This window comes from Actinophytocola glycyrrhizae (assembly GCF_042653545.1).
GTDB lineage: Bacteria > Actinomycetota > Actinomycetes > Mycobacteriales > Pseudonocardiaceae > Actinophytocola > Actinophytocola glycyrrhizae.
This window is the reverse complement of the sequence record NZ_JBHSIS010000007.1, coordinates 33,076-55,428: the sequence shown is the minus strand read 5'-3', so window position 1 is coordinate 55,428 and position 22,353 is coordinate 33,076. Positions and strand designations below refer to the sequence as shown.

Below are 22,353 nucleotides of genomic sequence, written 5' to 3'. Positions count from 1 at the left end.
CTCCCCCACCCATCCGGCAGGCACGTCGTCGAAGCGATTCGACAGACGGGAGGAACAACGATGTTCAAACCAGGAAAGGCCCTGATCGCGGTACTCGCGCTGGCCGTGCCGTTGCTCGCGGCCTGCGGCGACGACGCGGGCGGCGACCAGGACGAGCTGCGCCTGTGGCACTACGAGGGCCCGGACAGCGCGATGGGCAAGGCGTGGGCCGCGGCGATCGAGGAGTTCGAGCGCACCCATCCCGGCGTGCGGGTGACGTTCGAGGAGAAGGGCTTCGAGCAGATCCAGAAGAACGCGCAGATGGTGCTGAACTCCGACGAGGCGCCGGACCTCATGGAGTACAACAAGGGCAACGCGACCGCCGGCCTGCTGTCCAGGCAGGGGCTGCTGACCGACCTGTCCGCCGAGGTCACCGAGCGCGGCTGGGACAAGCTCCTCAGCGAGAGCCTGCAGACCACGTGCAAGTACGACGAGCGCGGCGTGATGGGCGGCGACAAGTGGTTCGGCGTCCCGAACTACGCCGAGTACACGATGGTGTACTACAACAGGGACCTGTTCGCGCAGCACGGCGTCGAGGTGCCGGAGACGTTCGACGACCTGGTCGCGGCGATGGACCGGTTCGTGGCCGCCGGGGTCACGCCGCTGTCGGTCGGCGGCAAGGAGTACCCGGCGCAGCAGCTGCTCTACCAGCTCGCGCTGTCCAGGGCGGACACCGAGTGGGTGGACAACCTCCAGCAGTACAAGGGCGACGTCGACTTCCACGACGAGGCGTGGACCTACGGCGCCGAGACGTTCGCCGACTGGGTGCGCAAGGGCTACATCGGCGAGGACGCGGCCGGCATCGACGCGGAGAGCATGGGTGTCGCGTTCATGTCCGGCAAGTTCCCGATCATGATGTCCGGCTCGTGGTGGTACGGCCGGGTCCAGTCGACGGTGAAGTTCGACTGGGACACCGCGCTGTTCCCCGGCAGCGACCTGGCACTGGGCTCCAGCGGCAACCTCTGGGTCGTGCCGCAGGGTTCGGAGAACAAGGACCTCGCGTACGACTTCATCGACATCACCATGCAGAAGGCGAACCAGGAGCTGCTCGGCAACTCCGGTGGCATCCCGGTGGCGGCCGACCCGGCGGCGATCACCGACGAGAAGAGCAAGCACCTCATCGAGGACTACCAGACGCTGGTGGACCGCGACGGGCTCGGCTACTACCCGGACTGGCCCGCGCCCGGCTACTACGACGTGCTGGTTTCCGCGACGCAGAAGCTGATCAACGGCTCGGCGTCGCCGCACGAGGTCCTGGCCGAGCTGGCCGGACCCTACGAGGAGAACCTCGCCAATGTCGGTGGCTGAGAAAAGCCCCGAACGACGCCTTCGGGACGCTGAACGTCCCGAAAGCGTCGTTCGGGGCACTCGCCGAAGGCGCGGCGGGGGGCGGGGGTATCTCCCCTACCTCGTGCCGGGGGTGCTGCTGTTCGCCGCGGTGATCGCGGTGCCGCTGGTGATGAACGTCGGCATCAGCTTCACCAGGTGGCAGGGCGTCGGCGAACCTGACTGGGTCGGGTTCGACCAGTACCGGAAGCTGTTCGCGGACGAGACGTTCTGGATCTCCTTCCGCAACAACGCGGCGCTGATCCTCGCCATGGCGGTCGTCCCGACGTTCGTCGGGCTGCTGCTCGCCACCGCGCTGTTCGACGTGGTGGCCAAGCGCAACCCGCGCACCACCACGGCGTTGCGGGCCGCGTTCTACCTGCCGCAGGTGCTCCCGGCAGTGGTCGCGGGCGTGGTGTGGGGCTGGATCCTGCACCCCGAGCACGGGTCGGCGAACGAGTTGCTCCGGTTCCTCGGGCTCGGCTCGTGGACGCAGAACTGGCTCGGCGACGAGAAGACCGCGCTGTTGTCGGTGATGTTCGTGCTGGTGTGGATCCAGATCGGCTACCCGCTGGTGATCTTCATGGCCGGGCTGCAGCGCGTCGACCCGCAGCTGTACGAGGCGGCGGCGCTCGACGGGGCGTACTGGTGGCAGCGGCTGTGGTCGGTAACCGTGCCGCAGATCCGGCAGGAGATCTTCGTCGTACTGCTGACCTGCACGATCGCGGCGCTCAAGTCGTTCGACAAGATCTTCGTGCTGACCCGCGGCGGGCCGGGCGGGTCGACGAACACCCCGGCGTACTTCTCGTTCCAGAACTTCTTCGAGAAGGCCAACGTCGGCTACGGCGCCGCGATCGCGACGGTGCTGACCGCGATCATCGGCACGCTCGCCTTCGGGTTCCTGCGCCTGCAGAACCGGGAGGAGCCATGAGCGGAGCTCGCGCAGCGGATCATCGACACGCCCGCGGACTCGTCGTCGCCGTGCTCGCCGTCCTCGCGGCGCTGACGTTGTTCCCGTTCCTGCTGGTGGCGCTCAACGCGTTCAAGTCGCCGCGGGACTACACGGCGAACGGCCCGCTGGCACTTCCGGACGCCCTGTACTTCCAGGGCGTAGTGGACTTCTGGGTCCGCGTCGACTTCGGCACGAAGTTGTTCAACAGCACGGTGATCGCCGGTTCGGTCGCGGTGCTCGCGGTACTGGTGTCGGTCCTCACCGCGTACGCGCTCGGCATCGGCCGGGTCAAGGGTCGCATGTGGATCGTCGCGGTCTTCCTGCTGGCGAACCTGATGCCGCAGGAGGCGCTCGTCTACCCCCTGTACTTCCTCGCGAAGGAGGTCGGCCTCTACGACACGAAGCTCGCGGTGATCATCATCTTCACCGCGATCCAGGCCGCGTTCGGCACCTACCTGCTGTCCTCGGTGCTCTCGACGTTCCCGCGCGAGATCGTCGAGGCGGCCAGGATCGACGGCGCGAACCGCTGGCAGGTGCTGTGGCGCGTGGTCGTGCCGATCAGCTGGCCGACGCTGTCGGTGCTGCTGGTGTTCTTCTTCATCTGGACGTGGAACGAGTTCTTCCTCCCGATGATCATGCTGGTCTCCAACGACAACCAGACGGTCCCGGTCGCACTCGGTGTGCTGCAGGGGCAACGGCTCATGGACGCCACCGCGCAGAGCGCGTCGGCCCTGCTCGGGATCATCCCGGCGGTGGTGTTCTTCCTGATCTTCCAACGGACATTGACACGGGGCATCGCGGTGGGAGCGGTCAAGTGAGCGGAGCTTGCGGAGTGAACCAACTGGACACGGGCCGTCACGGAGCCTGCGAGGGGACGGCGGCATGAAGTTCACGGACGGGCACTGGCTGATGCGCACGGGTGTCACGCCCGCCTACCCCGTCGAGGTGCTCGACGTGGCGGACACCCCGGAGGGGCTGCGGATCCTGGCCCCCACCTACGCGGTGCGCAACCGGCGGGACCTGCAGAGCGGTGCGGTGCTGACCGTCGACCTCACCTCGCCGATGCCGGACGTGGTCGGCGTGCGGGTCACCCACCACGCGGGCGGCGCCACGAAGTCACCGCGGTTCGAGCTGTTCCCGTCCGGCCCGCAGGCGACCACCTCGGTCGACGACCGGACCGCCACGCTGACCTCGGGCGCGTTGTCGGTACGGGTGCACAGGAACCCGTGGCGGCTGGAGTTCGTCGCGGCCGGCCGGGTGCTCACGTCCAGCGGTGAGCACGACCTCGGCCTGATGTCCACACCGGACGGTCCGCACGTGCGGGAGCGGCTGAACCTCGGCGTCGGCGACGCCGTGTACGGCATGGGTGAGCGGTTCGGCCCGATCGCCAGGAACGGCCAGGTGGTCGACATCTGGAACGCCGATGGCGGCACGAGCAGCGAGCAGGCGTACAAGAACGTGCCGTTCTTCCTCACCAACGCCGGCTACGGCGTGTTCGTGAACCACCCTGGGCCGGTGTCGTTCGAGGTCGGGTCCGAGGACGTCTCGAAGGTGCAGTTCAGCATCGAGGGCCAGACCATGCAGTACTTCGTGATCCACGGGCCGACCCCGAAGGAGATCCTCGCGAAGTACACCGCGCTCACCGGCAGGCCCGCGCTGCCGCCCGCGTGGTCGTTCGGGCTGTGGCTGTCGACGTCGTTCAACACCGACTACGACGAGGCCACGGTCACCTCGTTCATCGAGGGCATGGCGGAGCGGGACCTGCCGCTGTCGGTGTTCCACTTCGACTGCTTCTGGATGCGGGAGCTGTCGTGGTGCGACTTCGAGTGGGACCCGAAGACCTTCCCCGACCCGCGCGGGATGCTGGCGAGGCTCAAGGCACGCGGCCTGAAGGTGTGCGTGTGGATAAATCCCTATGTCGCGCAACGCTCCGTGTTGTTCGAGGAGGGCAGGGCACGCGGCTACTTCCTGAAGCGGCCCGGCGGTGACGTGTGGCAGTGGGACCTGTGGCAGCCGGGCCAGGCGGTCGTGGACTTCTCCAACCCGGAGGCCCGCGAGTGGTACGCGGCCAAGCTCGACGCGTTGCTGGACATGGGGGTCGACTGCTTCAAGTCCGACTTCGGCGAGCGGATCCCGACCGACGTCGAGTACTTCGACGGGTCCGATCCCGTCGACATGCACAACTACTACACCTACCTCTACAACAAGACGGTGTTCGACCTGCTGCGCAAGCGGCGCGGCGAGCGGGACGCGGTCGTGTTCGCCAGGTCGGCGACGGTCGGCACGCAACAGTTCCCCGTGCACTGGGGCGGGGACAACCTCTCAACGCCGCAGTCGATGGCCGAGTCGCTGCGCGGCGGACTGTCGCTGACGATGTCGGGTTTCGGCTACTGGAGCCACGACATCGGCGGGTTCGAGGGCACCCCGGAGGCGTGGCTGTTCAAGCGGTGGATCGCGTTCGGACTGCTGTCCTCGCACAGCCGTCTGCACGCGAACTACTCCTACCGCGTGCCGTGGGCGTTCGACGAGGAGGCCGTCGACGTGCTGCGGCGCTTCACGAAGCTCAAGGCGACGCTGATGCCCTACCTGTACCAGGCGGCGAGAACCGCGCATCTGACCGGTGTTCCGATGATGCGTGCGATGGTCGTCGAGTTCCCGGACGACCCGGCCTGCACACACCTCGACCGCCAGTACATGCTCGGCCCGGACCTGCTGGTGGCGCCCGTGTTCCGGGAGGACGGGGTGGTCGACTACTACGTCCCCGCCGGGGAATGGACCCGTTTCCTGACCGGTGGGACCGTGACCGGGCCGCGCTGGGTCCGGGAGACCCACGACGTCGACAGCGTGCCGCTGCTGGTCCGGCCGGGCGCGGTGCTCCCCGTCGGCGCGGTCGACGACCGGCCCGACTACGACTACGCCGACGGCGTCACCCTGCACGTGTACGGCCTGGCCGACGGTTCGCCGGTGACGACGGTCGTCCCCACGGTGTCCGGCGACGTCGCCGTCACCTTCACCACCACCCGGCGCGGCGCGGTCGTCGAGGTCGTCGCCGACCAGCCGCCCGCCCGCTGGCGCGTCGCCGTCGCGGGCGCCGAACCCGTCGACGCAGAAGAAGGTTCGCTCACCGTCCGCCTCTGAACCCGATGGAGTGGTCATGAGAAGACGTACGTTCCTAGCGGTAGCAGGTGTCACGGCGGCCGCGCTCGCGGTCCCGGCCCAGGCCAGTGCGACGGGTCACCCGTTCCGCAACCCGGGGCTCCCACTGCGATCCCGCGTCGAGGACCTGCTCACCCGGCTCACGCTGCCGGAGAAGGTCTCGTTGCTGCACCAGTACCAGCCCGCGATCCCCCGCCTCGGCATGGCGATGTTCAAGACCGGCACCGAGGCGCTGCACGGCGTCGCGTGGTCCACCGACATCACGTCCACCCCCGACCCCGGCGCGGTGCGCACCGCGGTCGCGACGGTGTTCCCGCAGGCCGTCGGGCTCGCCTCGACCTGGGACCCGGCGCTGATCAGGCGGGTCGGCTCGGTGGTCGGCGACGAGATCCGCGGGTACCACTCGGACAACCCGGTGGTGTGGGGCCTGAACGCGTGGGCGCCGGTGGTGAACCTGCTGCGGGACCCGCGCTGGGGCCGCAACGAGGAGGGCTACTCCGAGGACGCGTACCTGACCGGCGTGATCGCCACGGCGTACGCGGGCGGCATGGCCGGTGACGACCCCCGCCACCTGAAGACCGCGCCGACGCTGAAGCACTACCTGGCCAACAACAACGAGATCCGCCGCGACCGCACGTCGTCGAACCTGCCGCCGCGGGTCAGGAAGGAGTACTACGAGGTCCCCTTCAGGGCTCCGATCGCCGCCGGCGCGGCCACCGGCGTGATGGCCGCGTACAACCTGGTCAACGGGCGCCCCGCGACCGTGCTGCCGGACTTCGACGACGTGGTGCGCACCTGGACCGACCAGGTGCTCATGAACGTCACCGACGCGGGCAACCCCAACAACCTCATCGGCTCGCAGGCGTACTTCGACACCCTGGCGCAGGCGGACGCGGCCACGCTGAAGGCCGGACTGGACAGCTTCACCGTCGACAACACCAACGCGGGACCGACGATCGACGCGGTCAACGCCGCGCTGGCGCAGGGCCTGCTCGCGGAGTCCGATGTGGACTCGGCGGTGCGGCACATCCTCACCATCCGGTTCCGGCTCGGCGAGTTCGACCCGGGCGGCGGCCCGTACGGCGGCATCACCATGGACGTGGTGAACAGCCCGGCACACCGGCGGCTCGCCAGGGAGACCGCGGGCAGGGCCGTGGTGCTGCTGAAGAACGACGGCGCACTGCCGCTGCGGCCCGCGGGCACGGTCGCCGTGGTCGGTCCGCTCGCCGACACCCTGTACACCGACTGGTACTCCGGCAGGCTGCCGTACGTGGTCACGCCGCGCGCGGGCATCGCGGAACGGGTCACCGTCACCGGCGGCGAGGCGGTCGACCGGATCGCCCTGCGCACCACCGACGGCCGGTACGTCACCGCGAGCACCGCGGCGGACGGGGCACCGCTCACGGTCGGTGGTTCCGCCGCGGGCGAGGCCCAGCGGTTCGACGTGTTCGACTGGGGCCAGGGCGTGGTGACGCTGCGCAGCGTCGCCAACGGCAAGTACGTCGAGCGCGACGGTTTCGGCGCCACCAGCGGATTCGTGAACCGGGCTCCGCAGCCCCGCGACTGGTTCGTCCACCAGCAGTTCACGTTCGAGGACGCGGGTGGCGGCACGGTCGTCGTCAGGTACGTCGGCTACGAGACCGTCAACGACTGGGAGGGCCCGAACAACTACCTCACGGTGGCGCCCGACGGCGGGCTCCTGCTCGGTTCCCCGGACGCGGCCGGCGCGACTCCGTTCGTCAAGGAGACGATCTCCAGCGGGATCGCCGAGGCCGTCGCCGCGGCCGAGGGCGCGGACGCGGCGGTCGTGGTCGTCGGGAGCATGCCGTTCATCAACGGCCGCGAGGACCACGACCGCACCACGATGGCACTCGCGGAGAGCCAGTCCGCGCTGGTCAGGGCCGTGCACGCGGCGAACCCGAACACGGTCGTCGTGGTGGAGAACAGCTACCCGACCACGCTCACGTGGGAACAGGACAACGTCCCGGCGATCCTGTGGACCACGCACGCGGGCCAGGAGACCGGGCACGCGGTCGCGGACGTGCTGTTCGGCGACGTCAACCCGGCCGGGCGGCTCACGCAGACGTGGTACCGCCGCGACGCGGACCTGCCCGACATCCTCGAGTACGACATCATCAAGGCCCGCCGCACCTACCAGTACTTCGAGGGCGATCCGCTGTACCCGTTCGGGCACGGCCTGTCCTACAGCACGTTCCGGTACGGGGGCCCGGGGGTCGCTTCCCAGGGTCCACTGACGACCGAGTCGGCGCTGGAGGTGAGCGTGCCGGTCACCAACACGTCCGACCGGGCAGGCGACGAGGTCGTCCAGCTCTACACCCACCAGCGCGAGTCACGTGATCCCCGACCGGACCGGACGCTGCGTGCGTTCCAGCGCGTGCACCTGCTGCCGGGACAGACCAGGACGGTCCGGTTCTCCGTCCCAGTGCGCGACCTCGCGCACTGGGACGTGACCCGCGGCCGCTGGGTCGTCGAGGGCGGCACCTACGACGTGCTGGTCGGCGCGTCCTGCGCCGACATCCGGCAGCGGGGGTCGGTGCGGGTGCGGGGCGAGACGATCCCGGCGCGCAACCTGTCCCGCACCACCCGCGCGGTCGACTTCGACGACTACGCGGACGTGTCCCTGGTGGACACGTCGAAGGCACGCGGCGACTCGGTCGGCGGACCCGGCTGGGTCTCCTTCCACGACAGCGAACTGCGGCGGGCGCGTTCCTTCACCGCGCGGGTCGCGGGTGCCGGCACGATCGAGGTCCGGCTCGGCGGCCCGGCCGGGAGACTCCTCGGCACGGCCACCTCGCCGGGCACCGCCGACAAGTACACCTACACCTCCGTCGCCGCCGCACTGACCGGCGCGGACGGCAGGCACGACGTGTACCTGGTGCTCACCGGAGAACTGCGCGTCGACACGTTCACGATCCGATGAGCGGGACCCGAGGAGCGAACGGCGTCGTGCGGCGCCTGGTTCTGCTGCTGGCGTTGCTGCTGGTCACGGGTGCTGTCACGCCAGTGGCCGCGGCGGCGGCCCCTGCGCACACCGTGACCTACGACCGGTACTCGCTGAAGGTCGACGGGCAGCGGGTGTTCCTGTGGAGCGGCGAGTTCCACTACTTCCGCCTGCCGAGCCCCGCGCTGTGGCGGGACGTGCTGGAGAAGGTCCGGGCGGCCGGGTTCAACGGCGTCTCGCTGTACTTCAACTGGGCATACCACTCGCCGGCGCCCGGCGAGTACGACTTCTCCGGCGTGCGGGACGTGGACCGGCTGCTGCGGCTCACCGAGGAGCTGGGCCTGTACGTGGTCGTGCGGCCGGGGCCCTACATCAACGCCGAGGTCAGCGGCGGCGGGTTCCCCGCGTGGCTCAAGCAGGTCCCCGGCCGGGCGCGGTCGAGCGACCCCGGCTACACGGCCGCGTACCGGGAGTGGCTGGCCAACATCAACCCGATCCTGGCGCGGCACCAGATCACCCGGGGCGGCTCGGTGATCGCGTACAACGTGGAGAACGAGTACGCTGCCAACACCGACGCGCAGTACATGCAGGACCTGCAGGACACCGCGCGGGCGGCGGGCATCGACGTGCCGATCACGCACAACCAGTGCTGCGACGCGTCATGGACCCCGACATGGGCCTCCGGTCTCGGCGCCGTGCAGATCCCGGGCGTCGACGACTACCCGCAGTCGTTCGAGTGCCAGACACCGGAGCTGTGGGGGCCGTGGGGTCCGGGGACCACGGAACGGTTGTCGGAGGACGCACCGGTGTACGCGGCCGAGTACCAGGCCGGGGCGATCGACCTCAACCGCGCCGGGTACGACCGCTGCCGCGAGCTGACCGGGCCGTCGTACATGCGGTACTTCTACAAGTCGAACCTGATCGCCAGTGGCGCCACCATGTTCGGGTACTACATGGCGTTCGGCGGCACGAACTGGGGCTGGCTCGGGCAGCCGAACGACGTGTACACGTCCTACGACTACGGCGCGGCGATCACCGAGTCGCGGCAGCTGACGGACAAGTACGCGGAGTTCAAGCGGCAGGGCCACTTCGTGCGCGCGGTGACACCGCTGACCCACACGGATCCCGCGACCGCACCGGTGTCGTCCTCCTCGGCGGTCGAGACCCTGGCCAGGGCGAACCCGGACACGGGAACGCAGTTCGTGCTCGCCCGCTCTCCCGGCGGCGGATCATCCACACTGGACTGGTCCACACCGGACGGCCGGTACACCGTGCCGGTGACGGTCGGCGCGCGGGACGCGCTGGTGCTGGTCGCGGGCTACGACATGGGCGGGCAGCGGCTCGTGTGGTCGTCGTCGGAGCTGATGACGCACACGCGTTCCGGTGGCCGCGACGTCGCGGTGCTGTACGGGCGTACCGGGACCGACGGTTCGACGGTGCTGCGGTACGCGTCGCGACCCACGGTGAAGGTGCTGGCCGGGTCGGTACGGTCGTCGTTCGCCGATGGCGACCTGAAGCTCGGCTACCGGCACCAGGGCCTGTCCCGGGTGCTGGTGACCGGTGGCGGCCGCCCGCCGATGCTGTTGCTGCTGGGCACGAACGAGACGGCGGCGGAGTTCTGGCAGTACGGCTCGGTGCTGGTGCGCAGCCCGTCGCTGGTCCGTGACGCGTCGGTGTCCGGCTCGACGGTGCGGCTGCGGGCGGACACGTCGGCGCGGACGTCGGTGGAGGTGTTCGGTCCGGCACGGCGGCTCGTGGTGGGTTCGACGGTGATACCGACCCGCACGACGTCGAGCGGATCCCTCGTCGGCACGCTGCGTGGCCCGGACCCGGTGCGGCTGCCCGCGCTGACCGGCTGGCGCACCCAGCGCGAGTCCGTCGTGGACGACTCGGGTTGGACCGTCGCCGACCGAGGGCTGCCTGCCGGTACGTACGGCTACGACCACGGGCACATCTGGTACCGCGGGCGCTTCACGGCCACCGGTGCGGAGACCGCGGTCAAGCTGAACGCGATCACCGGCAAGAACGGCGTCTACCAGGTGTGGCTGAACGACACGTACCTCGGCTGGGCGAAGGGCGGCACACAGGCCGACTCGGACGCACCCGTCAACCCGGACCCCGGACCGGGCACGTTCACGCTGCCGCCGCTGGCCCCCGGCACGCCCGCCGTGCTGACGGTCCTGGTCGGGAACATGGGCCACAACGACGACTGGACCGCCGACGACACCCGGTTCAAACAGCCGCGCGGCCTGGTCGGCGCGTCGCTGACCGGTGCGGACACTCCGGTCTCGTGGCGGTTGCGCGGCAACGAACCGGACCCGGTCCGCGGCCCGCTGAACAACGGCGGCCTGCTCGGCGAACGGGCGGGCTGGCACCTGCCTGGTCACACGTCAGGTGACTGGCGACCGGCGGCGGGCACGCTGGCGCCCGGCGTCACCTGGTACCGCACGGAGTTCGGGCTCGACCTGCCTCGGGACCAGGACGTCCCGGTGGCACTGCGGTTCGACGGCACCGGCGCCTACCGGGTGCTGATGTTCGTGAACGGCTGGCAGATGGGTCAGTTCACGGCCGACCTCGGCCCGCAACGCGAGTTCGTCCTGCCCTCGGGAGTGCTGCGCACACAAGGGAAGAACACGCTCGCGCTGGCGGTGGTCGCACTGGAGGACAGCGCACTGGGCCCGGTCAGCCTGGTCCCGCTGGCCAACCACCGGGTGCGGTAGAACGTGGTCCCCCACCCGTCCGGCCGGGTGCGGGACCACCTACACCGCTGCCTCGTCCAGCCCCGCCAGCAGCGCGTCCACGGTGGCCGCCGGGGTCAGGTGGGTCGAGTCGAGCCACAGCCCGCGCCTCGGCATCGCCCGCAGTCCCTGGTCGAGGTCCTCGACCGTCCACGCGCCGTAACCCGTCTTCGCCCGGTTCGCTTCCCGTGCCGCCACCGCGGCGGGCTCGGGTGCCAGCACCACGAGGTACCTGGGCCGGGTCGCGACCGCGTCGAGCAGGTCGTCGAGGTGGTCGCCGAGCAGCACGTCCTGCACGACCGCGGTGAACCCGGCGTCGGCGTACCCGTCGGCCACCGCGGCGGTCAGCCGGTGCCGCAACCGCAGCTGCGCCACGGCTTCCTCGTCCGCGCCCGGTGTCATGTCGGCCCGTCCGGACACGATCATCCGGCGGAACAGGTCGCCCCGCACGTGCGCTGCCTTCGGCAACCGCCCGGCGAGCAGCTGCGCGATCGTCGACTTGCCTGCCGCCATGATCCCGGTGATCACCACCACCGCGGGTGCGATGCCCTCCGGGTGCCCGTCCGCGCGCAAACGTTTGGCACCGCTCACGCCGAGGCCCGCATCGACGCCGGGTGCCCCACCGGTCACGACCGCGTCGCTCACCGCGCCCGCCGCACCCGCGTCTCGTCCCACACGGGCCCGTCCGTCTCGGCCACCTGACCGTCGGACCGGAACACCAGGAACCGGTCGAACGACCTGGCGAACCAGCGGTCGTGCGTCACCGACAACACCGTTCCCTCGAACGCCTCCAGTGCCTCCTGCAACGCCTCCGCCGACGTCAGGTCCAGGTTGTCCGTCGGCTCGTCCAGCAGGAGCAGCGTGGCGCCCGACAGTTCGAGCAGCAGGATCTGGAACCGGGCCTGCTGTCCGCCGGAGAGCGTCTCGAACCGCTGCGAGCGGGCGCCGGCGAGACCGTAGCGCGAGAGCTTCGACGACGCCGCGCCCTCGTCGAGCCCCGCGCGGTCGCCCTCGCCACGCCACAGCACGTCGAGCAGCGTCCGCCCAACCCACTCCGGGTGCTGGTGGGTCTGTGCGAACAACCCGGGCACGACTCGCGCGCCGAGCTTCCACGCGCCCTCGTGCCGGACGGTGTCACCGGCGAGGAGCCGCAGGAAGTGGCTCTTGCCGGAGCCGTTGGACCCGAGCACCGCGATCCGGTCGCCGAAGAACACCTCCAGGTCGAACGGCTTCATCAGGCCGGTCAGCTCGAGACCGTGGCACTGGATCGCGCGCAGCCCGGTCCGTCCGCCCCGCAGCCGCGGCCGCACCCGTTCCTGCTTGGGCGGCAGCGGCGGCGGCCCGGCCTCCTCGAACTTGCGCAGCCGGGTCTGGGCGGCCTTGTACTTGGGTGCGAGACCGTCGCTGATCATGGCGGCCTGTTGCAGGTTGCGGACCAGGTCCTTCAGCTTCTGGTGCTCCTCGTCCCAGCGTCTGCGCAGCTCGGCCATGCGGTCCCAGCGCGTCTCGCGGGCCGCGTGCCAGGTGGCGAACCCGCCGCCGTGCACCCAGGTCGTGCCGCCTTCGAGCGTGACGATGTGGGTGGCGACGCTCGCGAGCAGCTCCCGGTCGTGGCTGACCAGCAGCACGGCCTTGCCGCACGCCGCGAGCCGCTCCTCCAGCCACCGCTTGCCCGGCACGTCGAGGTAGTTGTCCGGCTCGTCGAGCAGCAGCACCTGCTCGCGGCCCAGCAGCAACGCCTCCAGCACGAGGCGTTTCTGCTCGCCGCCCGACAGCGTCGACACGGAACGGAACTGCGCACGGTCATAGGGGACACCGAGCGCGGCGACGGTCGCGGTGTCCCACAGGACCTCCGCGTCGTAGCCGCCCGCCTCGCCCCACCCGGCGAGAGCAGTCGCATAACGCAACTGAGTCGGCTCGTCGTCGGTGTCCATCATGGCCAGCTCGGCCTCGTCGAGCGCGGTGGCCGCCGCCCGCAACGCGGGTGGCGCGACGGCCAGCAGCAGGTCCCGGACCGTGCGTTCGTCCCGCACCGACCCGATGAACTGCGGCATCACCCCGAGTCCGCCCTGGACGGTCACGCCGCCCTGCTTGGGCGGCAGGTCACCGGACAGCAACCGCAGCAGCGTCGTCTTGCCCGCCCCGTTCGCGCCGACGAGCGCGACGACCTGCCCCGTGCCGACCCGGAACGACGCGTCGGTGAACAGTTGTCTGCCGTCGTCGAGCCGATGGCCAAGCCCGCCTGCCTCCAGAAATCCCGCGCCCATAGCGCAGATCGTCCGGTATCGGGGCGTTTCAGGCGACCGGTTTTCATAAGCAACCCCCTTGCCGCCGCTACGGATCCGAAGCGGTACGCTCCGTAGCCTGCGAGGGTTTGGCTGCGAACGGGAGGGATGCACTTGTCCGACACCCCGATCTACGACCAGATCCGACAGGAGCTCGAGTCCGGTGCCGGCCGCGCGGATCCACTCACGCGCAGATCACGCTCCGGCGAAGAGGACAACCAGGCCGTGTCCGTGTGGGCTCTGGTGAACCAGCACCGGAACGGCAAGCGCCGCTGACCCGTGCTGGGATTGGGCCATGCACCTGCTCAGCCCCGGCCCCTCCGTCGACGATCGCGCCCTCGAGGACCTCTACGCCTACCCCACCGAGCTGACCCGGCCCTACGTCCAGGTCAACTTCGTCGCGAGCGCGGACGGCGCCGCGACGGTGTCCGGCCGTTCCCGTGGCCTGTCCAGCCCCGCGGACAAGAAGGTGTTCGCGCTCGGCCGTGACCTGGCCGACGTGGTGCTCGTCGGTGCGGGCACCGCGCTGACCGAGGGCTACCGCGGCGTGAAGCACACGGAACTGCGCGCGGCCCGGCGCTCGCGGCTTGGCCTGTCCGACGTCCCGCCGATCGCGGTGGTGACCGGCCGCGGCTCGGTGGACCCGACGTCCCCGCTGGTCGCGCACACGACCGTGCCCCCGATCGTCCTGACCTCGGACGCGGCCCCCGTCGAATGGCGCAAGGCCATGGCGGACGCCGGTGCCGACGTGGTGGTGGCGGGCGAGGACCGCGTCGACCCGGCCGGGGCACTCGACGCGCTGGCGGACCGCGACCTGCTGCGGGTGTGCTGCGAGGGCGGCCCGACCCTGTTCGCCGACCTCATCGCGGCGGACCTGGTGGACCAGCTGTGCCTGACGGTGGCCCCGCTGCTGACCGGCGCTGGCGCGGTCCGCGTCGCGGACGGCCTGCCCGCGAAGGAGCCGCTGCCCCTCACGCTGGAGTCGGTGCTCTCCGACGAGGGTTTTCTGATGCTGCGCTATCGCAAGGCGACGCCATCCGGGTCAGAATGACGCCATGCAGCTCCCGATCATGCCGCCGGTCAAGCCGATGCTGGCCAAGCCGGTCAAGAAGATCCCGACGGGCGAGATGAGCTACGAGCCGAAGTGGGACGGCTTCCGGTCCATCATCTTCCGCGACGGTGACGACGTGGAGATCGGCAGCCGCAACGAACGCCCGATGACCAGGTACTTCCCGGAGCTGGTCGAGGCGGTGAAGGCCAACCTCCCCACCCGCTGCGTGATCGACGGGGAGATCGTCGTGGTCGGCCCCACGGGCGACCGCCTCGACTTCGAGGTGCTGGCCCAGCGCATCCACCCGGCGGCGAGCCGGGTGAAGATGCTGTCCGAGACCACCCCCGCCAAGATCATCGCCTTCGACCTCCTCGCACTCGGCGACACCGACTACACCGAGCGCCCCTTCGCCGAACGCCGCGCGGCGCTGGAGAAGGCCCTGGCCCCGGCGGCGGCCCCCGTCCACCTGACGAAGGCGACCACCGACCCGGCGGTGGCGCAGGAGTGGTTCGAACAGTTCGAGGGCGCGGGCCTGGACGGCATCATCGCCAAGCCGCTCGACGGGCCGTACGAACCGGACAAGCGCGTGATGTACAAGGTCAAGCACGAACGCACCGCCGACTGCGTGGTGGCGGGCTACCGGGTCCACAAGAGCGCCCCGAACCGCATCGGCTCACTGCTGCTGGGCCTCTACGACGACGAGGGCGTACTGGCGAGCGTCGGCGTGATCGGCGCGTTCCCCCTCGCACGGCGCGAAGAGCTGTTCGAGGAGATGCAGGAACTGGTCACGGACTTCGACGACCACCCGTGGGCGTGGGCGAAGCAGGAGGAGGGAAACCGCACCCCCCGCAACGCGGAAGGCAGCCGCTGGCAGGCGGGCAAGGACCTGTCGTTCGTACCGCTGCGCCCGGAACGCGTGGTGGAGGTGCGGTACGACCACATGGAAGGCGTCCGCTTCCGCCACACCGCACAGTTCTCCCGCTGGCGCCCGGACCGCGACCCGAAGAGCTGCACGTACGCACAGCTGGAGGAACCAGTCAGGTTCGACCTGACCGACGTGCTGTCCTGACGGGCACCGGGCGGCCGGGCCACGTTCACCCCGTTCTCACCTCCCCCGTGCCACCCTGCAACGGACCACACAAAGGGGAGGACAGGACACGGTGACGGCCTGGCGAGTAGGCGTGGCCATGCTGGTCGCCGCGGCGACGCTGTCCGCGTGCACGGCGGGCCCGTCGATCCGCCCCGAGATCGTCACCAACGACGGCGCCGGCGCATCGGTGACCCAGTCGGTCCAACCCGACGAGGTCCCGCCGCTGGAAGAAGCCGACAGCGGCATCCACTGGCGCACCTGCTCCGACGAGATCCTTGACGCCCTGTCCGCACAGCAGCTCCCCGATTGGCTGAGAACCGACTGCGGGCGGGTGAACGGCGTCCTCGACTCCCCGTACGCCCCCGGTCGGGACACCGCGCGCATCCAACTGCTCAAGGCAGGTGACGGCCCGGTCCCGATCGCGGTCGTCAACGACGTCGACGGCCTTCCCGGCACGATCTACGCCGCCCGGCTCGCCGCGTCCCTCCCGCCGGAGTTCTTCGAGGAGTTCCAGCTCATCGGCATGGACCGGCGCGGAACCGGCAACTCGGCCGCCGCCAACTGCCTCCCCCAGCAGGTCCGCAGGGAGATGATCGAACCGGACCCGGCGGCGCTGGACGTCGAGGCCTGGTTCGAGGCCGCGCAGACCGCGGGCCAGCAGTGCTCGATCGTGCTGGAACGCCAGCTCCCCGCATTCGACACCTGGCGCACGGCCGCCGACCTGGACACGCTGCGCAACCGTCTCGGCGTGTCGCGGCTCAACGCCATCGGCCACGGCGAAGGCTCACGCGTGGTGAGCATGTTCGCCGACCGGTTCCCCGATCGGGTGGGCCGGCTCGTCCTCGACGGTGTCCCCGACCCGACGCCGGACGCGCAGCTCGCGCTCGAGGGCGTCGCGAAGGGCGGCGAGGCGGCATGGGACGCGTTCGTCGCCGACTGTGTGCAGCGCGGCTGCGAGCTGGGCGCCGAACCCGAGCGCGCATTCCTCGAGCTGCTCGGCGAGCTGCGCACGAACGCCCTCCCCGGCACCGACGGCGTCGACATCACCGCGGGCGCGACCATGCACGCGGTCAGGATCGGCCTGTCCGACCGCAGGACCTGGGCCGACCTGGCCTCGGCGCTCGCGAAGGCCGCGGACGGCGACGGCAGCGGCCTGCTCACCATCCTGGCCCCGACCGTGCTGGGCAGCGAGGTCCAGGCCGCGTCCCTCGACGGCACGCTGGTCACGACCTGCAACGACATGAAGACGCGGATGTCACCCGACCAGGTGAGGACCGCGGCGGAGGACTGGCAGGACAAGTTCCCCCTGTTCGGTCCGGTCGCCGCGCAGCGCCTCGCGTTCTGCGGCCCGTGGACGGTGCCCGACCACCCGCTTCCGACCCCCACCGGCCGCGGCGCACCGCCCATCCTGGTGCTCGGCACCGCGAGCGACGCCATCACCCCGCTCGAAGGCAGCCAGCGCGCCGCACAGCAGCTCGATTCGGGTGTCTTCCTCTCCTGGCAGGGCGCGGGCCACGGCGCTCTGGGCTTCTCCGTGTGCGCCACGACCGCGGCGACGAGGTTCCTCACCGACGGCGCGATCCCTCGCAACGGAACGGTCTGCCCGCCGTAACCACCCAACAGTGTGGTGCGGACGTCCGCTCACCCCGGCGCGCCAGTACGGCGTCGCGGTCACGAACGGCTTCCCCGTGCCGCACACCGGGAAACGAGATCGCCCGGACATCCACACAGGACTCTTACGCGATACCGAAGCGCGCCCAAGGCTTCCACGCGCCGCCCGCGCGGGCGGAGCTGCCCGTAGGGCGTCAGTCGCCGTCTTCGGTCTCGCGCACCTTGTACTCGCAGCCGTACTCGACGGCGTAGTTGAGGTCGTAGTGGTGCACGATCTTCGGACCTTCGTGCAGGTGCACGTGCGTGACGGTGTCGCGTGGTTGTTCCGGCAGCTCGGGCAGCGTGTCGACGCGCCCGTCGAGCGGCCCACCCACGTAGCGCACGACGTACGACTTCGTCACGATGACCTCCCTTCCGGCTTCCGTCCCTCGATGCTTCCTTGCGATCCCGCCGAAAGCAACCAGCAGGCGTGCCCGCCGCCGGAAACCCCGGACGAAGCACATGTTCACCGCATTGGATGTCGCGGCGCCGTAACGGTTTCGACAAAGATGACGACGCCAAGGCAGCAACACCCCGGTGAGGAGCCGCCCTCATGACGACGTCGAACCGCCGCTGGCCGGTGTGGCCGTGGCTGGTGCTGACCGTCGCGGGCATCGTCGTGACGGTCGTCGCGGCCATAGTCGGCACCGCGGCGAGCGGCGAGGACGCGGCGGGCGCCTCGCCCATCGAGGTCACCGTCACCGTGACCCAGGTCCAGACCAGCGCCGTGCGGGTCACGGTCACGGTCGCGCCGCCCCCGGAGGTCCCGGCCACCACGCTGCTGGACGGCCTCCACACCGTGGGCGTGGAGGTGCAACCAGGCATCTACCAGACAACCGGCCCGAGCGGCACCAACGCGGGCGGCTGCTACTGGACCAGGTCCGACGGCGAGGGCGGCCTCATCGACAACGGCGTGATCACCGGGCCCGGCACCCTCACGGTCAACCTCGACGAACTGGTGGAGACCGCGGGCTGCGAGCCGTGGCAGAAGGTCGGCTGAGCAGCTGGATGATCGATCGTGTTTCTGCCTGGAGGTTTGTCCTCGCCTCTCCGGGGTGGGTCGTCCTCGCCGGAGGTCTCTGCGGCTGGCGTGGTGGATTTGTCCTCGCCGGACGGGCAGGTCTCGGGGGTGGCGGAGGAGCGGTCGGCTGCGGTTGGGTTCGGGTGGGCTTGCGCCACCGTCGGGGTGGCATGGGCGGGGGCCCGCTGCGCGGGCCGGGCGCGTGGCGCCCTGGCTCCGGTGCTGTGAAGGCGCGTTCAGGGCAGGGCCGGTGTCCCGAAAGGCGCTTTCGGGGCAACGAGCCCGCGCACCCGCAAGGTGAGCCACTGCTCACGACCGAACCCAACGCCCTGAACACGCCCGCCGGAACATCCGCCGAACGGCCCGGCCCGGTGCCGTGAATGGCACTTTCACGGCACCAAAGCCGGGCGCTACGCGCCCGGCCCGCGAAGCGCGGGCAACGACCCACGCAACCCCGACGGTGGCGCAACCCCACCACCGAGGGGCTCCCCGCCATCCCCGCGACCTGCCCGTCCGGCGAGGACAAACCCACGCCACAACGCCCAGAAGCAGACCAGCACCCGACCGGCCAGCTCCACGAGATCGATCGTCTAGTCGTTCCGGGCGCGGCTGGGTTGTACGCGCTTCGGCTCGCCCGCCATCTTCGGGTACTCCGGCGGGTAGGGCAGGTCACCCTCGCCCTTCGCCTCGTCGCGGGCCACCAGGTCCAGCAGCGGTTCCAGGGAGAACGCCTTCGCCGCCACGTCCGCGTGGAGATCGCCCACCTGTGCGAACCGTTCCGGCATGCTGTGGACGGTGAAGTCCGCGGGCATGACGTCGGGCAGCTCGTCCCACGTCACCGGTGCCGACACCTGTGCGCGCGGGGTGGGCCGGATCGAGTAGGCGCACGCGATGGTCCGGTCCCGCGCCATCTGGTTGAAGTCGATGAAGATCCGCTTGCCGCGTTCCTCCTTCCACCAGCTCACCGTCACGTCGTCGGGCATGCGTCGCGCCAGCTCGCGGCCGAGTGCGATCACCGCGCGCCGCGCCTCGACGAAGGTCCACCTCGGTTCGATGGGGACGTACACGTGCAGGCCGCGGCCGCCGGAGGTCTTCGGGAAGCCCTCCATGCCCAGCGAGGCCAGAAGCGCGCGCAGTTCCCTCGCGACCCGCACCGCGTCCCGGAAGTCGGTGCCCGGCTGTGGGTCCAGGTCGATCCGCAGCTGGTCGGGGTGGTCGACCTCGGGCCGCCGCACCGGCCACGGGTGGAACGTCAGCGTGCCGAGGTTGACCGCCCACACGACCACGGCGAGTGTCGTCGGGCAGACCTCGTCGGCTGGCCTGCCGCTCGGGAACGTGATCCTGGCGGTCTCCACGAACGGCGGCGCGCCCTTGGGCACCCGCTTCTGGTAGAACGCGTCGCCTCGGCTGTCGGCGCGGGTGGACAGCCTCGCGCCCTCGAACACCCCGCCCGGCCAGCGCTCGAGCGTGGTCGGACGGTCGCGGAGCGCGCCGAGGATGCCGTCGCCCACCGACAGGAAGTACCGCACGACGTCGGACTTCGTGATCCCCAGCTCGGCAAAGTAGGGCTTGTCCGGACTCGACACGCGCACGGCGTGCCCGTCCACCTCGAACTCCATCGCCTCGGCCACGACGCCAGCCTAGCGGCCGCCCCCGTCAGCGCAGAGTCACCGAAAAGCGCTTCGCCTGGTCAAGTAGCGTTATGGCGGTGAAGATGGACCTGACCCCCGCGAGGGGAACCCGTGATCTGCTGCCCTCGGCCGTCGCAGTGCGTGACCATGTGCTGGCCCGGATCACGGAGGTCTACCGCCGCTACGGCTACCAGCGCATCGAGACCCCCGCGCTGGAGAACATCGAGCGCCTCCAGGGCGGTCAGGGCGGCGAGAACCAGAAGCTGATCTACCAGGTGCTGCGCCGCGGCCTCGAACCGCGGGTCGCCGCCGGGACCCCGCTGTCCGAGCTGGTCGACCTCGGTCTGCGCTTCGACCTGACCGTGCCGCTGTCCCGCTTCTACGGCGCCAACCGGGCGACGCTCCCGCAGCCGTTCCGCTCGTTCCAGTTCGGTCCGGTGTGGCGGGCGGAGCGGCCGGCGAAGGGCCGGTACCGGCAGTTCTACCAGTGCGACATCGACGTCCTCGGTGAGCCGAGCGTGCTGGCCGAGGTGGAGCTGATCGAGGCGACGTCGGCGGCACTGGCCGCCGCCGGCCTTTCCGGTACGACCGTACGGGTCTCCGACCGGCGGTTCCTGTCCGCGCTGGCCGAGCGGTCGGGGGTGCCCGCCGAGGGCTGGGACCGCCTGTTCATCACGCTCGACAAGCTGGACAAGATCGGCTGGGCGGGCGTCCGCACCGAACTGAGCGACCGCCTCGGCATCGACGACGCGACCATCACCCGGCTCCAGGAGACCATCACCGGCCTGCAGGGCCTGGACGCGGCGAAGCTCACCGACCAGCTGTCCGCCGCGCTGCCCGGCCTCGGCGACGACGTGCTGACCGACCTGACCACCACGGCCGGGAGTCTCGCCGCCCTACCCGGCCTGACCTGGGAGTTCGACCCGACACTGGTCCGCGGCATGGGCTACTACACGGGCCAGATCTTCGAGGTCACGCACCCGGCGTCGGGTGGCTCGGTGGCCGGTGGCGGCCGCTACGACCAGCTCGTCGGCCGTTTCCTCGGCACGGAAGTGCCCGCCTGCGGCTTCTCGATCGGGTTCGAGCGGATCGTGGACCTGCTGGCCACCGCACCGGCACGTGCTGCGGTCGCGGTGCTGTACGAGGCGGACACGCCGATCCCCTCGGTCCTGGCGATCGCCCGCGAGCTGCGGGAGGGGGGAAGGGCGGTGTCACCGGTGCGCCGGTCCGGCAAGTTCGGCGCCCAGCTCAGCCGTCTGGAGGAGTGGGGTTTCACGTCGTTCGTGCACGTCAGACCGGGTGAGACGGGCCCGGAGCGCGACCTCGGCGACAAGGCGAGGTAGAGAGGTTACGGTGGGACCATGGCGGCCACCGCTTATCCGGACGAACCGGAGAACGGGTCGCAACCGATCGACGACGAGCTGATCGGTCTCGACCCGGACGACCCGGAGACGCGGGCGTTCGCCCGGCACCTGGAGCGCCAGCAGCAGGTGCGGCCCAGCTACACGGTCGAAGGCTACCTGTCGGACGTCGGCGACTTCGCCGACTCGGCCAACCGCCTCGGTGGCCACTACAAGCTCATGGCGGCCATCCTCGTGCTGCTCATCCTGCTCGGTGTGACCATCACCGCATGGGACGCGCTTGTGTTCGTGGTCAACACGTTCACCCGCTGACGCGTAGTTTGGAAGGCATGGACACCGAGCAGCAGCCGCGTGTGGTGAAGTCGGAGCAGGAGTGGCGTCAGCAGTTGACGCCGGAGGAGTACGCGGTGCTGCGCGAGGCCGGCACCGAACGTCCGTGGACGGGCGAGTACACCGACACGAAGAAGATCGGCGTGTACGAGTGCCGCGCCTGCGGAGCGGAGCTGTTCCGCAGCGACACGAAGTTCGAGTCGCACTGCGGCTGGCCGTCGTTCTGGGGGCCCCTGGCCGGTGACGCGATCGTCGAGCGCGAGGACCGCACGCTCGGCATGCGCCGCGTCGAGGTCCTGTGCGCGAACTGCCACTCCCACCTCGGCCACGTCTTCGAGGGCGAGGGCTACGACACCCCGACCGACCAGCGCTACTGCATCAACTCGATCTCCCTGCGCCTCGTCTCCGACGACGACTGACACGTCCCGCCGACGACGTCGAAGGACGGCAGGCACCCGCACGACAGCCGCGCCTCCTGCTGTCGACGGAAACATCGCCACGAGCCCCCGCATGAGGCCTCGTCTCGCACCGGCGCTTGTCGAGCGCACACGCGCTGAAGGAGTCCGGACCTGTGCCGACCTGGCCGTTCACCACAGGTCGCCCAGCAACCTGGTGATCGCGTCCACGCTCTCGGTCAGGGCGAGGCAGAGCTGCAGCACGACGAGGCAGACCTGCGACACGAGGACGAACCGCGACTGTCGCCGGGGCTTGCGGGAGTGCCTGCTCAACGTAGTCACCTCTCTGTGGTAATCGGTGAGCAC

Annotated in this window: 18 protein-coding genes; 13 read left to right on the top strand and 5 right to left on the bottom strand. The window is 70.4% G+C overall.

From position 1 onward, the window contains the following. The first annotated feature begins 60 nt into the window (after window positions 1–60). From ACFPCV_RS16210 to ACFPCV_RS16185, 6 genes are all read left to right on the top strand, one after another. Entirely contained in the window at window positions 61–1,347 is a 1,287-nt protein-coding gene (locus tag ACFPCV_RS16210; protein ID WP_378057004.1) for an ABC transporter substrate-binding protein, read from the top strand. Between the two features lie 103 nt (window positions 1,348–1,450). Continuing rightward, a complete protein-coding gene (locus tag ACFPCV_RS16205) occupies window positions 1,451–2,296 on the top strand; it encodes a carbohydrate ABC transporter permease (RefSeq protein ID WP_378057003.1) in 846 nt (281 codons plus the stop codon). Beyond that, on the top strand, window positions 2,293–3,135 hold the full coding sequence (locus tag ACFPCV_RS16200; RefSeq protein ID WP_378057002.1) for a carbohydrate ABC transporter permease: 843 nt from the start codon (window positions 2,293–2,295) through the stop codon (window positions 3,133–3,135). The genes ACFPCV_RS16205 and ACFPCV_RS16200 overlap by 4 nt, the downstream gene beginning before the upstream one ends. 64 nt (window positions 3,136–3,199) lie before the next feature. Then, on the top strand, window positions 3,200–5,455 hold the full coding sequence (gene yicI, locus ACFPCV_RS16195; RefSeq protein WP_378057001.1) for an alpha-xylosidase: 2,256 nt from the start codon (window positions 3,200–3,202) through the stop codon (window positions 5,453–5,455). 16 nt (window positions 5,456–5,471) lie between these two features. After that, window positions 5,472–8,414: a glycoside hydrolase family 3 protein gene (locus tag ACFPCV_RS16190; RefSeq protein WP_378057000.1), complete on the top strand. Its 2,943-nt coding sequence runs from the start codon at window positions 5,472–5,474 to the stop codon at window positions 8,412–8,414. 26 nt (window positions 8,415–8,440) lie between these two features. After that, window positions 8,441–11,155, top strand: a complete 2,715-nt coding sequence (locus ACFPCV_RS16185; RefSeq protein WP_378056999.1) for a beta-galactosidase — start codon at window positions 8,441–8,443, stop codon at window positions 11,153–11,155. Window positions 11,156–11,194: 39 nt separating this feature from the next. On the opposite strand, the gene ACFPCV_RS16180 is transcribed toward ACFPCV_RS16185, so the two are convergent. Both ACFPCV_RS16180 and ACFPCV_RS16175 read right to left on the bottom strand, forming a co-directional pair. Continuing rightward, window positions 11,195–11,848, bottom strand: a complete 654-nt coding sequence (locus tag ACFPCV_RS16180) for an AAA family ATPase (RefSeq protein ID WP_378056998.1) — start codon at window positions 11,846–11,848, stop codon at window positions 11,195–11,197. Then, window positions 11,815–13,440, bottom strand: coding sequence for an ABC-F family ATP-binding cassette domain-containing protein (locus ACFPCV_RS16175; RefSeq protein ID WP_378056997.1), 1,626 nt, complete (start codon window positions 13,438–13,440; stop codon window positions 11,815–11,817). The genes ACFPCV_RS16180 and ACFPCV_RS16175 overlap by 34 nt, the downstream gene beginning before the upstream one ends. A gap of 313 nt (window positions 13,441–13,753) precedes the next feature. On the opposite strand from ACFPCV_RS16175, the gene ACFPCV_RS16170 reads away from it, so the two are divergent. The 3 genes from ACFPCV_RS16170 to ACFPCV_RS16160 all read left to right on the top strand — a co-directional run bounded on the left by ACFPCV_RS16170 (window position 13,754) and on the right by ACFPCV_RS16160 (window position 17,211). Next, window positions 13,754–14,509, top strand: coding sequence for a pyrimidine reductase family protein (locus ACFPCV_RS16170; RefSeq protein WP_378056996.1), 756 nt, complete (start codon window positions 13,754–13,756; stop codon window positions 14,507–14,509). Between the two features lie 4 nt (window positions 14,510–14,513). Then, window positions 14,514–15,578 carry an ATP-dependent DNA ligase gene (locus ACFPCV_RS16165; RefSeq protein ID WP_378056995.1) on the top strand — a complete coding sequence of 355 codons (1,065 nt, stop codon included), beginning with the start codon at window positions 14,514–14,516 and terminating at the stop codon, window positions 15,576–15,578. A 91-nt stretch (window positions 15,579–15,669) separates the two neighbouring features. Continuing rightward, window positions 15,670–17,211, top strand: coding sequence for an alpha/beta fold hydrolase (locus tag ACFPCV_RS16160; protein ID WP_378056994.1), 1,542 nt, complete (start codon window positions 15,670–15,672; stop codon window positions 17,209–17,211). Window positions 17,212–17,404: 193 nt separating this feature from the next. Here ACFPCV_RS16160 and ACFPCV_RS16155 read toward each other — a convergent pair whose 3' ends face one another. Then, window positions 17,405–17,611, bottom strand: coding sequence for a hypothetical protein (locus ACFPCV_RS16155; protein ID WP_378056993.1), 207 nt, complete (start codon window positions 17,609–17,611; stop codon window positions 17,405–17,407). Between the two features lie 191 nt (window positions 17,612–17,802). Between ACFPCV_RS16155 and ACFPCV_RS16150 the strand changes: the two genes are divergently transcribed. Further along, the gene (locus tag ACFPCV_RS16150) at window positions 17,803–18,249 is read left to right on the top strand and encodes a hypothetical protein (RefSeq protein WP_378056992.1); all 447 of its coding nucleotides are present in this window, start codon (window positions 17,803–17,805) and stop codon (window positions 18,247–18,249) included. A gap of 611 nt (window positions 18,250–18,860) precedes the next feature. Here ACFPCV_RS16150 and ligD read toward each other — a convergent pair. After that, a complete protein-coding gene (gene ligD / locus ACFPCV_RS16145) occupies window positions 18,861–19,889 on the bottom strand; it encodes a non-homologous end-joining DNA ligase (RefSeq protein ID WP_465251566.1) in 1,029 nt (342 codons plus the stop codon). Window positions 19,890–19,984: 95 nt separating this feature from the next. On the opposite strand from ligD, the gene hisS reads away from it, so the two are divergent. The 3 genes from hisS to msrB are packed head-to-tail and all read left to right on the top strand — an operon-like array spanning window position 19,985 to window position 22,011. Next, the gene (gene hisS / locus ACFPCV_RS16140) at window positions 19,985–21,244 is read left to right on the top strand and encodes a histidine--tRNA ligase (RefSeq protein ID WP_378057451.1); all 1,260 of its coding nucleotides are present in this window, start codon (window positions 19,985–19,987) and stop codon (window positions 21,242–21,244) included. Between the two features lie 18 nt (window positions 21,245–21,262). Next, window positions 21,263–21,574 carry a hypothetical protein gene (locus ACFPCV_RS16135; protein ID WP_378056990.1) on the top strand — a complete coding sequence of 104 codons (312 nt, stop codon included), beginning with the start codon at window positions 21,263–21,265 and terminating at the stop codon, window positions 21,572–21,574. Window positions 21,575–21,591: 17 nt separating this feature from the next. Continuing rightward, window positions 21,592–22,011, top strand: a complete 420-nt coding sequence (msrB, locus tag ACFPCV_RS16130) for a peptide-methionine (R)-S-oxide reductase MsrB (protein ID WP_378056989.1) — start codon at window positions 21,592–21,594, stop codon at window positions 22,009–22,011. A gap of 168 nt (window positions 22,012–22,179) precedes the next feature. Here the strand turns inward: msrB and ACFPCV_RS16125 are convergent, their stop codons facing one another. Beyond that, entirely contained in the window at window positions 22,180–22,320 is a 141-nt protein-coding gene (locus ACFPCV_RS16125) for a hypothetical protein (protein WP_378056988.1), read from the bottom strand. Window positions 22,321–22,353: the final 33 nt, after the last annotated feature.

Bases quoted from the DNA above. Each gene is read 5' to 3' on its own strand.
- ACFPCV_RS16150 (WP_378056992.1), top strand. From the start codon at position 17,803: ATGACGACGTCGAACCGCCGCTGGCCGGTGTGGCCGTGGCTGGTGCTG.
- ACFPCV_RS16165 (WP_378056995.1), top strand. From the start codon at position 14,514: ATGCAGCTCCCGATCATGCCGCCGGTCAAGCCGATGCTGGCCAAGCCG.
- ACFPCV_RS16175 (WP_378056997.1), bottom strand. From the start codon at position 13,440: ATGGGCGCGGGATTTCTGGAGGCAGGCGGGCTTGGCCATCGGCTCGAC.
- yicI (WP_378057001.1), top strand. From the start codon at position 3,200: ATGAAGTTCACGGACGGGCACTGGCTGATGCGCACGGGTGTCACGCCC.
- ligD (WP_465251566.1), bottom strand. From the start codon at position 19,889: ATGGAGTTCGAGGTGGACGGGCACGCCGTGCGCGTGTCGAGTCCGGAC.
- hisS (WP_378057451.1), top strand. From the start codon at position 19,985: ATGGACCTGACCCCCGCGAGGGGAACCCGTGATCTGCTGCCCTCGGCC.
- ACFPCV_RS16190 (WP_378057000.1), top strand. From the start codon at position 5,472: ATGAGAAGACGTACGTTCCTAGCGGTAGCAGGTGTCACGGCGGCCGCG.
- ACFPCV_RS16210 (WP_378057004.1), top strand. From the start codon at position 61: ATGTTCAAACCAGGAAAGGCCCTGATCGCGGTACTCGCGCTGGCCGTG.
- msrB (WP_378056989.1), top strand. From the start codon at position 21,592: ATGGACACCGAGCAGCAGCCGCGTGTGGTGAAGTCGGAGCAGGAGTGG.
- ACFPCV_RS16135 (WP_378056990.1), top strand. From the start codon at position 21,263: ATGGCGGCCACCGCTTATCCGGACGAACCGGAGAACGGGTCGCAACCG.
- ACFPCV_RS16200 (WP_378057002.1), top strand. From the start codon at position 2,293: ATGAGCGGAGCTCGCGCAGCGGATCATCGACACGCCCGCGGACTCGTC.
- ACFPCV_RS16170 (WP_378056996.1), top strand. From the start codon at position 13,754: ATGCACCTGCTCAGCCCCGGCCCCTCCGTCGACGATCGCGCCCTCGAG.